The sequence below is a fragment of the Intrasporangium calvum DSM 43043 genome, assembly GCF_000184685.1.
GTDB classification, from domain to species: Bacteria; Actinomycetota; Actinomycetes; order Actinomycetales; family Dermatophilaceae; genus Intrasporangium; species Intrasporangium calvum.
Genome location: NC_014830.1, coordinates 3,655,317 through 3,669,144, shown reverse-complemented (window position 1 = coordinate 3,669,144; position 13,828 = coordinate 3,655,317). Strand labels below are relative to the sequence as shown.

At 72.5% G+C, this 13,828-nt stretch carries 12 protein-coding genes; 5 read left to right on the top strand and 7 right to left on the bottom strand.

Translation table 11 applies throughout. The annotated features are described in order from the left end of the window. Positions 1 to 17 precede the first annotated feature (17 nt). Both INTCA_RS16745 and INTCA_RS16740 read right to left on the bottom strand, forming a co-directional pair. The gene (locus INTCA_RS16745) at positions 18 to 701 is read right to left on the bottom strand and encodes a TetR/AcrR family transcriptional regulator (protein ID WP_013494111.1); all 684 of its coding nucleotides are present in this window, start codon (positions 699 to 701) and stop codon (positions 18 to 20) included. 189 nt (positions 702 to 890) lie between these two features. Then, the gene (locus tag INTCA_RS16740; RefSeq protein WP_013494110.1) at positions 891 to 1,856 is read right to left on the bottom strand and encodes an L-lactate dehydrogenase; all 966 of its coding nucleotides are present in this window, start codon (positions 1,854 to 1,856) and stop codon (positions 891 to 893) included. 268 nt (positions 1,857 to 2,124) lie between these two features. On the opposite strand from INTCA_RS16740, the gene INTCA_RS16735 reads away from it, so the two are divergent. After that, positions 2,125 to 3,567: a nitronate monooxygenase gene (locus INTCA_RS16735; protein ID WP_013494109.1), complete on the top strand. Its 1,443-nt coding sequence runs from the start codon at positions 2,125 to 2,127 to the stop codon at positions 3,565 to 3,567. 91 nt (positions 3,568 to 3,658) lie between these two features. Here the strand turns inward: INTCA_RS16735 and INTCA_RS16730 are convergent, their stop codons facing one another. After that, on the bottom strand, positions 3,659 to 5,029 hold the full coding sequence (locus INTCA_RS16730) for an aspartate aminotransferase family protein (protein WP_041308967.1): 1,371 nt from the start codon (positions 5,027 to 5,029) through the stop codon (positions 3,659 to 3,661). Positions 5,030 to 5,179: 150 nt separating this feature from the next. Here INTCA_RS16730 and INTCA_RS16725 point away from each other — a divergent pair, with 150 nt between their 5' ends. Further along, positions 5,180 to 6,565 (top strand): NAD(P)/FAD-dependent oxidoreductase, encoded by a 1,386-nt coding sequence (locus tag INTCA_RS16725; RefSeq protein ID WP_013494107.1) that lies wholly within the window; start codon positions 5,180 to 5,182, stop codon positions 6,563 to 6,565. A gap of 28 nt (positions 6,566 to 6,593) precedes the next feature. On the opposite strand, the gene INTCA_RS16720 is transcribed toward INTCA_RS16725, so the two are convergent. The 3 genes from INTCA_RS16720 to INTCA_RS16710 form a co-directional block, all read right to left on the bottom strand. Further along, the gene (locus INTCA_RS16720) at positions 6,594 to 7,430 is read right to left on the bottom strand and encodes a 2-phosphosulfolactate phosphatase (RefSeq protein ID WP_013494106.1); all 837 of its coding nucleotides are present in this window, start codon (positions 7,428 to 7,430) and stop codon (positions 6,594 to 6,596) included. After that, complete coding sequence (locus tag INTCA_RS16715) at positions 7,423 to 7,833, bottom strand: MmcQ/YjbR family DNA-binding protein (RefSeq protein ID WP_041307913.1); 411 nt, start codon at positions 7,831 to 7,833, stop codon at positions 7,423 to 7,425. Before INTCA_RS16715 ends, INTCA_RS16720 begins: the two co-directional genes overlap by 8 nt. A gap of 73 nt (positions 7,834 to 7,906) precedes the next feature. Further along, complete coding sequence (locus INTCA_RS16710; RefSeq protein WP_013494104.1) at positions 7,907 to 8,632, bottom strand: DsbA family oxidoreductase; 726 nt, start codon at positions 8,630 to 8,632, stop codon at positions 7,907 to 7,909. Between the two features lie 97 nt (positions 8,633 to 8,729). Here INTCA_RS16710 and INTCA_RS16700 point away from each other — a divergent pair, with 97 nt between their 5' ends. After that, entirely contained in the window at positions 8,730 to 10,427 is a 1,698-nt protein-coding gene (locus tag INTCA_RS16700) for an alpha/beta hydrolase (protein ID WP_013494103.1), read from the top strand. Between the two features lie 112 nt (positions 10,428 to 10,539). Here INTCA_RS16700 and INTCA_RS16695 read toward each other — a convergent pair whose 3' ends face one another. Further along, a complete protein-coding gene (locus tag INTCA_RS16695) occupies positions 10,540 to 11,787 on the bottom strand; it encodes a trans-sulfuration enzyme family protein (RefSeq protein WP_013494102.1) in 1,248 nt (415 codons plus the stop codon). A 91-nt stretch (positions 11,788 to 11,878) separates the two neighbouring features. Between INTCA_RS16695 and INTCA_RS16690 the strand changes: the two genes are divergently transcribed. Next, positions 11,879 to 12,397, top strand: a complete 519-nt coding sequence (locus INTCA_RS16690) for an Lrp/AsnC family transcriptional regulator (protein WP_013494101.1) — start codon at positions 11,879 to 11,881, stop codon at positions 12,395 to 12,397. A 72-nt stretch (positions 12,398 to 12,469) separates the two neighbouring features. Then, positions 12,470 to 13,789, top strand: coding sequence for a cation:proton antiporter (locus INTCA_RS16685; RefSeq protein ID WP_013494100.1), 1,320 nt, complete (start codon positions 12,470 to 12,472; stop codon positions 13,787 to 13,789). Positions 13,790 to 13,828 lie beyond the last annotated feature (39 nt).

The following is a 13,828-nucleotide window of genomic DNA, read 5'->3' as shown; positions in this document are numbered from 1 at the left end:
GCTGGCCGGTCGAGGCATCAGCCGGACGGGGGCCGGACCACTCCGAGGCCGAGGTCGACCATTCGGACGAGACGTGGGGTCAGGGCATCGATGGCGGTGCGCGGTAGGTCCCGGAGGGGGCCCTCGAGGGCCAGCATCGCGAGCCCGTGGACGGCCGACCAGGCGAGCAGCTCCGCCCCCGGCCGCTCCGCAGCGGGGAGCACGCCAGTCACGAGCATCTCGTCGAGCTGGTCCGACAGCAGCTGGAACGGGGTGCGCCCGCCCGCACCGGCCGCATCGGGCGACGCGGACCGGCTGAGGTCCGTCGGCACGGCGAAGGCGGTGCGGAACAGGCCCGGCTCGGTCAGGGCGAAGCGGAGGTACCCGACGCCCACGGCCCGGAACCTGGCCCGGGCCCGCGACGCGGGGTCGCCGGCCCCGCCTTCCCCGAACCGGTCGACCTCGGCGAACTCATCGACCTCGGCGATCGCCCGGGCGATGACGTCGGCGGCCTCGGCCTGGGCCCGCGAGACGACATCGGCCAGCAGCGCATCGCGGTCGGCGAAGTGACGGTAGGCGGCGTTCGCGGACACCCCGGCCCTCCGAGTCGCCTCCCGGAGGACCACGGCGTCCGGCCCGCCCTCCCGCGCCAGCTCCAGCCCCTCCTCGAGCAGGGCGCGGCGCAGGTCACCGTGGTGATAGGTCTGGCGCGCGGCGCTCACCCTCCCATCATGGCCGCCCCCGCGCGCAAAGGGTGGAGCGCGCCCACAGCGAGTTCGGCAGAGTAGGCCGCACAGCGAACCACCGATAGGGGCCCTCCCGTCCGAGTGGCGCCGCTGACGGTCCGGGAGGCGCGGCGGGGAGGTTGCGCCGGGAGCGAGCTCAGCGGCATCCGGCCAGAAGGGCGGGGGTCAGAGACCGAACTGCCGGGCCGTCGCACGGACCGCCTCGGCCGAGCGGCGCAGGCCCGCGAGCTCCAGGTCGGTCAGCGGAACGGCGACCGTCTCACCCGCACCCGCCGCGTGCACCAGCGTCGGGACCGACAGGCACACGTCGCTGATCCCGTGGTAGTCCTCGAGGAGCGACGACACGGGCAGGATCCGCCGCTCGTCATTGACGACGGCCTCGATGATCCGCGACGCCGCGAGGCCGATCGCGTAGTTCGTCGCACCCTTGCCCGCGATGATCTGGTAGGCCGACTCGACGACGTCCCGGGCGATCCGCTCCCGGTCCTCCGCGCTGAGCGGCCCGCGCCCCTCGAGCCCCGTCCACTCGAGCAGCGGCACCGAGGCGATCGACGCCGAGCTCCACAGAGGCAGCTCCGAGTCGCCGTGCTCGCCCGCGATGTAGGCGTGGATGTTCTGCACGGCCACCCCCGTGTGCTCGGCGAGCAGGAACCGCAGCCGGGACGAGTCGAGGACCGTGCCCGAGCCGAAGACTCGCTCGCGTGGCAGCCCGGACGTCCGCAGGGCCGCGTAGGTGACCACGTCGACCGGGTTGGTCACGAGCAGGTGCACGGCGTGCGGCGCCACGCGGACCAGCTCGGGCATCAGCTTCTGGACGAGCGTGATCGTCGTGCCCGCGAGGTCCAGCCGGGTCTGGCCGGGCTTCTGCTTGGCGCCGGCGGTGAAGGCGATGACGTCGCAGTCGGCGAGCACGTCCACGTCGTCCGACCCGACGACGCGCGCCATCGGCATGAACTGGATGCCGTGGGCCAGGTCGAGCGCCTCGGCCGTCACCTTCGCCGCATCGATGTCGTAGAGGGCGACGGTCTGCGCCGCGCCGCGCATCAGGGCGGCATACGCGAGGGTCGCTCCGACGGCGCCGGCACCGACGATGCCGAGCTTGGTGGTGCGCCGACGTGGGGTCTCGCTCATGGGTTCCTCCGGTCCGGGGGTGGTTGCCAGTGCCCAACCTAGGGGTCAGCACGGCCTGCGGTCAGATCGGGAACACCCCGTTCACCGGGGCGACCACCACCGGCACGGCGCGCCGGTTTCTCCCAATCCGCTCAACCCCCGAAGCCGTTTGCCATCCGAGACGGACCCCCTTCCGGGGCCCTCTCTGGTCAGGAAGGCCCTCCCAAGGGCGTACCGTTGTCCCAAGCAACCTACGGGAGCGTAGGTTACGGTCGCGGAGGTTTTGTTCATGGGCGAGCACCGAACGCAGCGCGTTCCTGTCGTCATCCAGGGCGGGATGGGGGTCAACGTCTCGGCCTGGCCGCTGGCGCGCGCGGTCTCCCAGCAGGGCCAGCTCGGTGTCGTCTCGGGCACCGCGCTCGACGCGGTCCTGGCCCGCGGCCTGCAGGACGGTGACGCGGGTGGCCACCTGCGCCGGGCGCTCGCCGCCTTCCCCGACCAGGAGATGGTCCAGCGCGCGCTCGACCGCTACTTCGTCGAGGGCGGCCGGGCCGAGGGCACGCCCTACCGGCCCAACCCGACGCTCACGATCAACCCCAGCCGGGGCGCCGTGGAGATGTCCGTCCTCGGCAACTTCGCCCACGTGTGGCTCGCCAAGGAGGGCCACGACGGCCTCGTCGGCATCAACTTCCTCGAGAAGGTCCAGATGGCCACTCCGTCGGCGGCCCTCGGGGCCATCGTCGGCGGCGTCGACTACGTCCTCATGGGCGCCGGGATCCCGCGGGAGATCCCGCAGCTGCTCACCGATCTCGCCGCGGGCCGCCCCGGCACGCTGACGATCGACGTCCAGGACTCGACGCGCACCCACACGAGCACCATCGACCCCGTCGAGGTGCTCGGCGCGCGCCTCCCGGCACTCACCCGCCCGAAGTTCCTCGCGATCATCTCCCTGCACAGCCTCGCGGGCTACCTCCATCGCGACGAGTCGATCCGGCCCGACGGCTTCGTCGTCGAGGGACCGGTGGCCGGCGGCCACAGCGCCCCACCGCGCGGCAAGCTGACCCTCGACGACGACGGGCAGCCGATCTACAGCGACCGCGACCTCGCCGACCTCAAGGCGATGGCCAAGCTCGGCCTGCCCTTCTGGCTCGCCGGCGCCTACGGGACTCCCGAGCGCGTCGCCGAGGCACTCGAGGCGGGTGCCGCGGGGGTCCAGGTCGGCACGATCTTCGCGCTCTGCGACGAGTCCGGGATCACGGCCGACATCCGGCGCCAGCTCCTCGACGGGCTCGCCGACGGCACGCTCGTCGTCCGCAACGACCCCGCCGCGTCGCCGACCGGCTTCCCGTTCAAGGTGGCCAGCCTGGCGGGCACCCTCTCCGAGGCCGACGAGTACGCCGCCCGGCCCCGTCTCTGCGACCTGTCCTACCTGCGTGAGCCGTTCGAGCGCGTCGACGGCTCGGTGGGCTACCGCTGCGCCGCAGAACCGGTGGACGCCTACGTCAAGAAGGGCGGCTCGCTCGAGGGGACGCTCGGTCGCAAGTGCCTCTGCAACGCCCTCATGGCCGACGTCGGGATGGGGCAGCACCGCCGCGACGGCTACGACGAGCTGCCTGCCGTCACCCTCGGCCAGGACCTCGACGGCGCCCGCCGCCTGCTCGACGCTCATCCGGCCGGCTGGTCCGCCACGCAGGCCGTCGGCTTCCTGCTCGCCCACGTCACCGTCGCCTGAGGCCACCTTCCGTCGGGAAGCGAGCTGAGCGGCATACGGCCGATCGGGTCGGATGCCGCTGAGCTCGCTCCCAGCCCGACGTGTCCTCCCGTCACGGCCGGCTGAAGAGCTCCCGCAGGCACTCGTCGAACATCACGGTGTGCGCGTCCACGTCGCCGCGCGTCGTCGACGGAGACATCAGGGCCATGTTGTGGAACGGCGTCAGCAGGATGCCCCGGTTGAGGGCGTAGAGGTGGAGGTACTGCTGCAGCTCGAAGTCGTCGGCGTCGTGCGCCTCCCGGCCGTTGCGGGGCGGCTCGGCTGAGAAGTTGTACTCGGCCCGGGCACCGAGGCGGGTCACGTGCCACGGTGCAGCGACGCTGTCGATCCCCGCCTGGACGCCGTCGGCCCAGGCCTGGGCCAGCGGCACCATGTGGTCGAAGGCGTCCTGCGTCATGACCTGCTCGAGCGTCGCCCTCATCGCCGCCATCGACAGACCGTTGCCGGCGAGCGTGCCGCCGATGCCGCCGACGTCGATGTCCTCGAGGTCGACCGAGCGGGCGATCCGGTCGGCGACCTCCGCGGTGAAACCGAAGGTCCCGCACGGGATGCCGCCCCCGATCGACTTTCCGATGACGAGGAAGTCGGGGTGGAGGTCCTCAGCGCGCGTGACACCCCCGGGGCCGGCGCAGATCGTGTGCGTCTCGTCGTTGATGAGCAGCGCACCGTGGCTTGTCGCCAGCTCCCGGACCGCTGCGTGGTAGCCGGCGTGCGGGAGGACGATGCCGATGTTCGTGAGGGCGGGCTCCACGAGGATCGCCGCCACGTCCCCCTCCGCGAGGGCCCGCTCGAGGCCGTCGACGTCGTTGAACTCGACGACGTGTGTGGTCTCGGACGGGTCGACCGGCGGTCCGATGTTGTTGCGACGGCTCGTCGTCCGGCCGGCTGCGTCGAGCGTCGCGAACGTCTCGTCGACCGAGCCGTGGTAGCAGTAGTCGTGGACGACGACCTTCCGGCGGCCGGTGAGGTGCCGGGCGTAGCGGATCGCGTGACGGTTCGCGTCGGTCGCGGTCAGCGTGAACTGCCAGTAGGGCAGACCGAAGCGCTCGGACAGCTCGGTCGACACGGCGATCGCGTCCTCGGTCGGGAGCATCGTCGTGATGCCCCGGGCGAGCTGGGCCAGGACCGCCTCGACCGTCGGCCCCGGCGAGTGGCCCATCATCGCGCCGGTGTCGCCGAGGCAGAGGTCGATGTGGTCGATGCCGTCCACACAGGTGAAGTGCGCCCCCTGCGCCCGGTCCACGAAGACGGGGAAGTCGCCGGGCCACTTCACCATCCAGCTCATCGGCACGCCGCCCGGCAGGTGGGCCCGGGCCTGCTCAGCGAGGGCGGCCGACCTGGGCCGGGCGGCCCGGAAGGCCCCCAGCTCCCTGGCGTGCAGCGCGGCGAGGCGGCTCCGGTCGAGCGGGGCGTGGTCGGTCATGTCGCTCATCGTGCTCCATGGCAGCCCTTCTACGGAAGTGGTTGTCCACAGCAAGTCCCGCCACTGATTCCGAAGGTCGAGGAGAAATCTCGGGGGAGATCGGTGGCAGGACCATCGTCAACGCCTTCGTTTCGCGGCATACTGCCGCCTATGCCCCCGTCCGAGTACCGCAGCCTCAGCCTGTGGCACGACACGCTCGACGAAGACCTCACCCCGCGGCCGACGCTCCCCGGCGACACCGACGTCGATGTCGCGGTCATCGGGGCCGGCTACACCGGGTTGTGGACGGCCTACCACCTCGCCGTCGCCGACCCGAGCCTTCGGGTCGTGGTCATCGACAAGGAGATCGCCGGCTACGGGGCCTCCGGACGCAACGGCGGCTGGTGCTCCGCGCTCTTCCCCACGTCGCTGCGGCGGATGGCAGTGGACCGCGGCCGCGAGGGAGCCGTCCGCATGCAGCGGGTCCTCATCGAGACCGTCCCCGAGGTGGGCCGGGTGGCCGCAGCCGAGGGGATCGACTGCCACTTCGACCAGGGTGGCTCCCTGTCCGTGGCCCGGAACCCGGCCCAGCTGGAGCGGATCCGCACGCAGCTGGCCGACCACGCTGCCTGGGGGTTCGGGGCGGACGACCACCGGCTGCTCGGCGCGACGGAGGTCCAGCAGATCGCCGCGGTCGACGGCGCGATCGGCGGCTTGTGGACCCCGCACTGTGCGGCGATCCACCCCGCCCGACTCGTCCGCGGGCTCGCCCGGGCCGTCGAGCGGCGGGGCGTGACGATCCACGAGCAGACCGCCGCGACCGACGTGCACAGCCGTCACGTCGTCACCCGCCACGGGACCATCCGCGCGGAGCACATCGTCCTCGCCACCGAGGGCTACACCGCCACGGTGGCGGGCCGCCGCCGAAGCCTCGCTCCGGTCTACTCCCTCATGACCGCGACCGAGCCGCTCCCCGACGAGGTCTGGGACCAGATCGGGCTGCGGGACCGGGCCACCTTCGCCGACAACCGCCACCTCGTCATCTACGGCCAGCGCACCCGGGACGGTCGCATCGCGTTCGGGGGCCGCGGGGCGCCCTACCACTACGCGTCCAAGGTGTCGCCGGCCTACGAACGCGACGAACGCGTCCACGCCACGCTCCGCCGGGTCCTCGTCGACCTCTTCCCGGTCCTGCGCGACGTGCGGTTCACCCACTCCTGGGGCGGCAACCTCGGCGTGCCGCGGGACTGGTACCCAGCCGTGCGACACGACCGGCGCACCGGCCTGGCCTTCGCCGGTGGCTACGTCGGGGACGGCGTCGCGACCTCGGCGCTCGCCGGCCGCACGCTCGCCGCGATGATCCGCGACGACGACCCTGCCGACCTCGCGTCCCTCCCCTGGGCGGGGCGGACGTCACGGCCGTGGGAGCCGGAGCCGTTGCGCTGGCTCGGGGTCAACGCCGTGACCGCGCTGATGGGGGCAGCCGACCGGTCGGAGCGCCGGTCGGGGCGACCGTCCAAGGCAGCGGCCGCGTTCTGGAGCGCCATCGGCCAGTGATCGAGGGGACGAACTGCTCTTTCGATCGTCAGGGGGTGCTGGCGGCGGGGCGGAAGGCGCCGTCCACGAGGACCGGCACCCGGCCGCTCACGTCGACCTCACTCGCCATCTGCACGTCCTCGGGGTAGCCGTCGTCGACCAGCTCGCGCCCGCTGGCGCACGCCTCGAGCGACGGACCCACCCGGTCCTCGACCCACGACCACGCCGCCAGCGCCACGGCAGCCTCCGCGCTGAGCAGCATCGGGCCCGCCCGGTGCTCGAGCCGGGTGACGATCGCGTCGACGATCGCGCCCGCGCCCCAGAGGTCCTCCGCGGCCGGCCGCAGGCCGCCGTTGGGCCAGCGCTCCCCGGCCGGGACGATGACCACGGCCGGGTCCCCGACGCGGCCCTGGCGTCCAGGGGCAGCGGCCAGCGCGTCGAGCTCCCGGACCGCCCACGCCCCGACCGCCGATCGGTTGCGGAGCGAACCGGCCGCCACCACGGCCCCCGCCCCGTCCAGCAGTGCGGTGACGGTCGACCCGTTCGGAGAGGGCAGCACCAGGCGCTCCACCGACCCCGCTGCATCGCGAATGCTCAACGGCGACAGGCTGATCCCGCCACTGACTTTCGCCGCACCACGTCCCACGGCGAGCTCGGCGTCGTGCTCCCGGGCGAAGGCCGCAGCAGAGTCGTCCTTCCACCGGTACGGCCAGACCGTCACCGCCCCGTCGACGGCCACGGACACCGCTGTCGTGAAGCTCAGCACGTCGACGACGACGGCGACGACGGGACCGCGCTCAGCGGCATACGACACGAGCGACTGAGCCCCGACCGGACCCCACTCGACGCGGATCGTCCCCTCGTCCTGGCTCCAGCTGTCACGCACGGGAATCGAGCTCCTTCACGAGTCGGGCGGGCGCGGTGAGTCGGTAGGACGCGTCGACCAGCTCGGCGACCTCGTCCCAGTCGACCAGGTCCGCCCCGCCGATGAGATGGAAGCTGAGGCCGAGCCAGCCCGCGGCACCGACGTAGGCCGGCACGAAGCAGCGCTCGTCGTCGAGCAGCGCGGCCCGCTCGCTCGGGTCGGGCAGGAAGAGCACCGAGTGGCGGGCGACGGGCGACCGGTGCTCACCCTTGAGGGAGCCGCCGAAGGCCGCGAAGACCTTGCGGGTGAAGAAGTTCGGTCGCCCGTGCGCGATCTTCTCCTGCGCTCCGGGGAGGGCGAGGCAGATCTCCCGGAGCCGGACGTAGTGGGGGTCACTCGCGTCGAACATGACGGGATGCGACATGCCTCCACGCTACGCGGGGCCGTATGCCGCTGGGCCCGCCAGGTGCCTCCCGACCGTCCGGCGCGGGCTGGGCTCAGGCGCTGCAGGCGCCGCCGCAGCCTTCGGGTCCGCACCCGCCGCACCCGCCGCCGGACATCGCGGGCTCGCGCTCCTCGTCCTTGGACGTCCAGGCCTGGGCGAGGGCCTGCGCGAACACCTCGACGGGCTGGGCGCCGGACACGCCGTAGCGCCGGTCGAGGACGAAGAAGGGAACTCCCGTGATGCCGAGCATCTTCGCGGTCGCCTCGTCACTGCGGACGTGGTTGCCGAAGTCGTCGGACTCGAGCATCTCGCGGACCTCCCGGGCGTCCAGCCCGAGGTCCGGGGCCAGACCGACGAGCGCCTCCCGGTCGCCCACCGCCAGGCCCTCGGCGAAGTAGGCCCGCATCAGCCGGTCGTGGGCCCTCCCGGCGAGCTGGGGGCCACCGGCCTCGGCGGCGAGGTGCACGAGACGGTGGGCGTCGAAGGTGTTGCCGTGCCGGGCCGTGCGCCAGCTGAGCTCGAGGCCGACCGCGGCCGCCTCGGTCGCGAGACGCTCGTGCTGCGCCACGGCATCCTCACGAGACGTGCCGTACTTCGCGGCGATGAGGCCGGGCAGGTCGTGCTCGGTGACGGGCTCGGCGTTGCGGTCCAGCTCGAAGCTGTGCCACTGGACCTCGACCTCGTCACGGTGCTCGAACTGCTCGAGCGCCAGCTCGAAACGGCGCCGCCCGAGGTAGCAGTACGGGCAGACGATGTCGGTCCAGATGTCGATCTTCACGACTCGACAACCTATCTCCTGTGCGCGGACCGGACGGGACGCGTCCACGGCGGGAAACCTGCAGCGGACGGGTGCCGGCCCTGCCTAGGCTGGGCGCATGCCCTCCACGTCGACCTCCGGCCGGGCCTGGCCGAATCCGTGGTGGCACCTGTCGGGGCCCGGGTTGTTCTTCGCCGCGACCTACTTCCTCATCTCCATGTCGCCGAGCCTGCTGCCGCGGACCTGGTACTACCAGGGCGTCATCAGCGGGCTCTGCGCGGCCGCCGGCTACGGCCTGGGAGTGGTCCTGGCCTGGGTCGTGCGGCGGATCGCCCGACTCGTCCAGCTGCGCGTGTCCGTGAGCCGCGAGACGGAGCACGTCCTCCGCGTCGCCCTGCCGATCCTCAGCGTCGTGGCGGTCACCGCCCTGACGGTCTCGAACGTCCGCTCGCAGGGCCGCACCGCTGAGTTCCTCGGGCTCAGCCCGCTGCGACCCCTCGACTGGGTTTGGGCCATCGCGCTCGCGGTCGCGCTCGCGGCTCTCCTGCTCGCGATCGCCCGGGGGCTGCGCCGGGCGACCCATCGGCTCGCCGAGGCCGCCGGACAGGTGCTGCCTCGCACGCTCGCGTCCATCGTCGCGATCGTCGTCGTCGGGACGGCGACCCTGTGGGTGTCCGACAGCGTGGTCTTCCATCGGGGGATGCAGGCGATGGCCGCGAGCGCCGCCCAGGTCAACGCCCGGCAGCCGGCGGGCCGGTCCGTCCCGTCGTCGGTGTTCGTCTCCGGTGGGCCGGGCTCGCTTGAGGCGTATGCCAGCCTCGGCTTCCAGGGGCAGATGTTCGTCACGAACGTCTCCCGGGCCACCCTGATCCAAGCGGCGACCGGCCGCCCGGCGAAGGAGCCGATCCGCGTCTACGCGGGCCGCGGTGACGACCGGACCATCGAGCAGGTCGCCGACGCAGTGGTGGCCGAGCTGCGTCGCACCCGGGCCTTCGAACGGAAGGTCGTCGCCGTCATCACGACGACCGGCACCGGGTGGGTCGACGACTGGTCCGCGAAGTCCATCGAGTACCTCACCGGCGGTGACAGTGCCATCGCCGCGATGCAGTACAGCTATGTGCCGAGCGCGGTCGCCCTCCTCACCGACCGCGAGACTCCGCGGGAGGCCGGCCGGGTCCTCTTCGACAAGATCCACGCCGAGGTGTCGCGCCTGCCCGAGGATCGTCGGCCCCGGCTCGTCGTCGGCGGTGAGTCCTTGGGGTCCTACGGCGGGCACGCGGCGTTCGCCGACGCCGACGACATGCTGCGCCGGGCAGACGGCGGCGTCTGGGTCGGGACGCCGAGCTTCACCCGGATCCACGCCGAGCTGACCGGCGCTCGCACCCCAGGCAGTCCGCAGGTCGCGCCCGTCGTCGAGGACGGCCGGCACTTCCGCTTCGCGACGAACGCGGCGGAGCTGACCCACGACTACTACGGCCGCGACTACGGCGAGTGGGCCTTTCCCCGGTACGTCTACGCCCAGCACCCGTCCGACCCGGTCGTCTGGTGGAACCCGTCGACCCTGGGGGCCGAGCCGGAGTGGCTGCGCGAGCCGCGGGGTCGGGACGTCAACCCTGACGTCACGTGGATCCCCTTCGTCACCTTCTGGCAGCTGACGACGGACATGGCGGTGGGCCACGACCCGGCGGACGGGTTCGGGCACCGCTACGGCGCCGAGCTCGTCCCGGCGTGGGGTGCGGTGCTCGGCGGCGAGCCGGACGACGACTACTCCCGGGTCATCGCGGGGGTGCAGCAGGCGGTCCAACGCGCCCGGTGACCGCAGCCCGGATGCCCCTGCAGACCCCGCAACACACCCGCCTACCGCCTGCACCTCCCTGATGCAGGCGGGGGGTGCAGACGGTAAGCGGGTGTGTTGCGGCAGGGGCGGGTCAGTGCGTGGAGGACGCGAGCTGGCGGAAGGGTGCGGACGCACCGGCGCCTGGGGTCGTGACGGGGGCCGTGGCCGGTGTTGCTGCACGGGCTGCCCGGAGTGCACGGTCGAGGTCTGCGATGAGGTCCGCCGGGTGTTCGAGTCCGATGGAGAGCCTCAGGAGGCCGGCGTTCGGCCGCGCCTCGGGAGCCACCGGGCGGTGGGTCAACGCCGCGGCGTGCTGGATGAGCGTGTCGACGCCACCCAGCGACACGGCGTGCGTGATCAGCTGGCAGGCCTCGGCGAACGCCGCGGCCGCGGCGTACCCACCGTCGAGGATGATCGCGAGGATCGAGCCGGGTCCGGCCATCTGGGTGCCGACGAGCCCGTCCGGGTCGCCGCCGGGCAGCCCGGGATAGGCGACCCGCGCCACGCCGTACTGCCGGTCGAGCCACGACGCGACGACCTGCGCCGTGTCCTGCTGGGCCCTGACCCGCACGGGAAGGGTCTGCAGTCCACGGTGCAGCTGGTAGGCCGACGTCGGCGCCAGCAGGCCACCGGTCAGGGCGCGCACCTGGCGCAACCGGACGGCCCACTCCTCGTTCGTCGCGACGATGCCCCCGAGCAGGTCGCCGTGGCCACCGAGGAACTTCGTGGCGGAATGGACGCTCAGGGCGGCGCCGAGCTGCAGCGGCTGCTGGAGGATCGGCGTGGCGAAGGTGTTGTCGACGAGCACCGGGACGTCCCCCGCAGCGGCGACGACGGCCCGGAGGTCCACGAGGTCCAGTGAGGGGTTGGCCGGGGTCTCGACGACGACGAGCCCGGTCTCCGGCCGGATGGCGCTGGCGACCTCGTCCGCGGTGGCCCAGGTGACGGACGTGCCGACGAGGCCGGTTGCGAGGAGATGGTCCGTGCCGCCGTACAGGGGACGGAGCGCGACCACGTGGGGACGACCGGCCGCGACCGTCGCCAGGAGACACGCCGTGATGGCCGCCATGCCCGACGCGAAGGCGACCCCTGCCTCCGCCCCCTCGAGGCTCGCCAGGGCCCGCTCGAAACGGTCGACGTTGGGGTTCCAGAGCCGCTGGTAGACCAGGGAGTCGCCGGCTGTGGGTCGGCCGCCCGTGGCCATCCGCTCGTACGATGCGCCGCCGGCCTCCACCGAAGGCAACGGATAGGTGCTCGACTGGTCCAGGGGAGGAACGTGGACGCCGAGGGCCGTGCAGTCCTCTCGTCCGGCGTGGACCGCTGTGGTCTCCATGCTCATGAGCACAGATGTTCGCCGATCCGGCCGAAATCCTTCAAGATTCTCGCGAAAACCTCGACAGGATCAGCCCGAATGGGGGATCCTTCCGCTCGTGAGCGCTGACGAACGTTCCTCGACGCGGATTCCACGAGGCCCGTACGCACCCCTGCCGCCACGGCCGCTCGACGACACGGACCGCGCCATCGTCCGGGAGCTCCTCGACGACGGGCGTCTCTCCAACGCGGAGATCGCCCGCCGCGTCGGCCTGCCCGAGTCGACCTGCGCCGGTCGGATCCGGTCGCTGCGCGAGACCGGAGTGGTGCGCGGCATCCATGCGGAGGTGGACCATGCCGCGCTCGGCCGGCCGATGGAGGCGATCATCGCCCTGCGGTTCTCGGTCCACGCACGCGGATCGATGGACTCGTTCCGGGAACGGATCGCCGCCGTTCCCGGCGTCATCGCGGCCTACCACGTTGCCGGAGCGGACGACTTCCTCGTGCACGTCACCGCGCCGACGAGCGACGACCTGCGGGACATGGTCCTCGACCACCTGACGTCCGTCGAAGGGGTCGCGCACGCCCAGACGAGTCTCGTCTTCGAGCGGATCGTGGGCCGCAGCCAGCTCGGTTGACGTGCGAGGCCGACAACGAGCCGACCGCTCGAGGGCGTCGTACGACGCGGGGCGGTGGCACCATTGCGAGCAATGCCGACCAACGCCGTCTACCTCGTCGCCGGACTCGCGCTGCTCCTCGCGGCGGTGCTGCCTCCGGTGCTCACCCGCTACGCCGTCTCGGCGCCGATGGTGCTCCTCGTCGTCGGGATGGCCATCGGGCTGGCACCCCTCCCCGACGGGCTCAACCTGGACCCGGTCGACACCCGGCCGGTCATCCAACGGGTCACCGAGATCGCGGTCCTCGTCGCGCTGATGGGGGTGGGGCTGGCCCTGGACCGGCCGTTCTCGTTCCGCGACCGCTCCTCGTGGGCGGCGTGGAGTGCGACCTGGCGGCTGCTCGCGGTCGCGATGCCCATCTCCATCGCCGCGGTGGCGCTCCTCGGGTGGTCGCTCGGGCTCTCCGGCGCCGCGGCGCTGCTCCTCGGGGCCGTCCTCGCGCCGACCGACCCGGTTCTCGCCGGGGACGTGCAGGTCTCGGGGCCCCAGGTCCTCGACGACGCGGACGCCGACGTCGAGAGCGCAGAGGAGATCGACGAGGAGGACGAGGTCCGCTTCGCCCTGACCTCGGAGGCGGGGCTCAACGACGGCCTGGCCTTCCCGTTCGTCTACGCGGGCATCTTCCTCGCGGTCAAGGGGCCGCCGAGCGAGTGGATCCTCCGGTGGGCGGCGTGGGAGCTGGTGGGCAAGATCGTCCTCGGGGTGGCCGTTGGCATGGTCGTCGGCTGGGGCCTCGCCAAGGTCGCGTTCCGCGCCCCCCGACGGGCCCTGCGCCTGGCCGAGCAGGGTGAGCCGCTCCTCGTCCTCGCCGCCCTCGTCACCACCTACGGCCTGAGCGAGGTCGTCGGCGGCTACGGGTTCCTCGCGGTCTTCGCCTGTGGGATGACGCTGCGCACCGCGGAGCGCGGTCACGAGTACCACGCGACGATGCACCAGGTCATCGAGAACTTCGAGCGGCTGCTCGTCCTCGTGGTCCTCCTGCTGCTCGGGACCGCCCTGACGAACGGGCTGCTCGCTCCCCTCGACTGGCGGGGTGTCGTCATCGCCCTCCTGCTCGTCTTCGTCATCCGCCCGCTCGCCGGCCTGCTCAGCCTGAACGGGTGGCGGCACCGACCCGACGCGTCGAGCGGCATGACACGGCCGGAGGCGCTCGCGACGGCCTTCTTCGGGGTCCGGGGCGTCGGCTCGCTCTACTACCTGGCCTATGGCGCCGGCCTCTACGCCTTCCCGGAGGAGCGCTGGCTGTGGGCCACCGTTGCCCTCGCCATCGCCCTGTCCGTCTTCGTCCACGGGGCGCTCGCCACACCGGTCATGCGCAGGCTCGAGGTGCGTCGGGAGCGGTTCACAGCCTGATTGGCCCCCGCGGTGAACCGATTGAGGGTATGCCTGATC

Bases quoted from the DNA above. Each gene is read 5' to 3' on its own strand.
- INTCA_RS16715 (WP_041307913.1), bottom strand. From the start codon at position 7,833: ATGTCGCATCCCGTCATGTTCGACGCGAGTGACCCCCACTACGTCCGG.
- INTCA_RS16740 (WP_013494110.1), bottom strand. From the start codon at position 1,856: ATGAGCGAGACCCCACGTCGGCGCACCACCAAGCTCGGCATCGTCGGT.
- INTCA_RS16685 (WP_013494100.1), top strand. From the start codon at position 12,470: ATGCCGACCAACGCCGTCTACCTCGTCGCCGGACTCGCGCTGCTCCTC.
- INTCA_RS16695 (WP_013494102.1), bottom strand. From the start codon at position 11,787: ATGAGCATGGAGACCACAGCGGTCCACGCCGGACGAGAGGACTGCACG.
- INTCA_RS16730 (WP_041308967.1), bottom strand. From the start codon at position 5,029: ATGACCGACCACGCCCCGCTCGACCGGAGCCGCCTCGCCGCGCTGCAC.
- INTCA_RS16700 (WP_013494103.1), top strand. From the start codon at position 8,730: ATGCCCTCCACGTCGACCTCCGGCCGGGCCTGGCCGAATCCGTGGTGG.
- INTCA_RS16725 (WP_013494107.1), top strand. From the start codon at position 5,180: ATGCCCCCGTCCGAGTACCGCAGCCTCAGCCTGTGGCACGACACGCTC.
- INTCA_RS16735 (WP_013494109.1), top strand. From the start codon at position 2,125: ATGGGCGAGCACCGAACGCAGCGCGTTCCTGTCGTCATCCAGGGCGGG.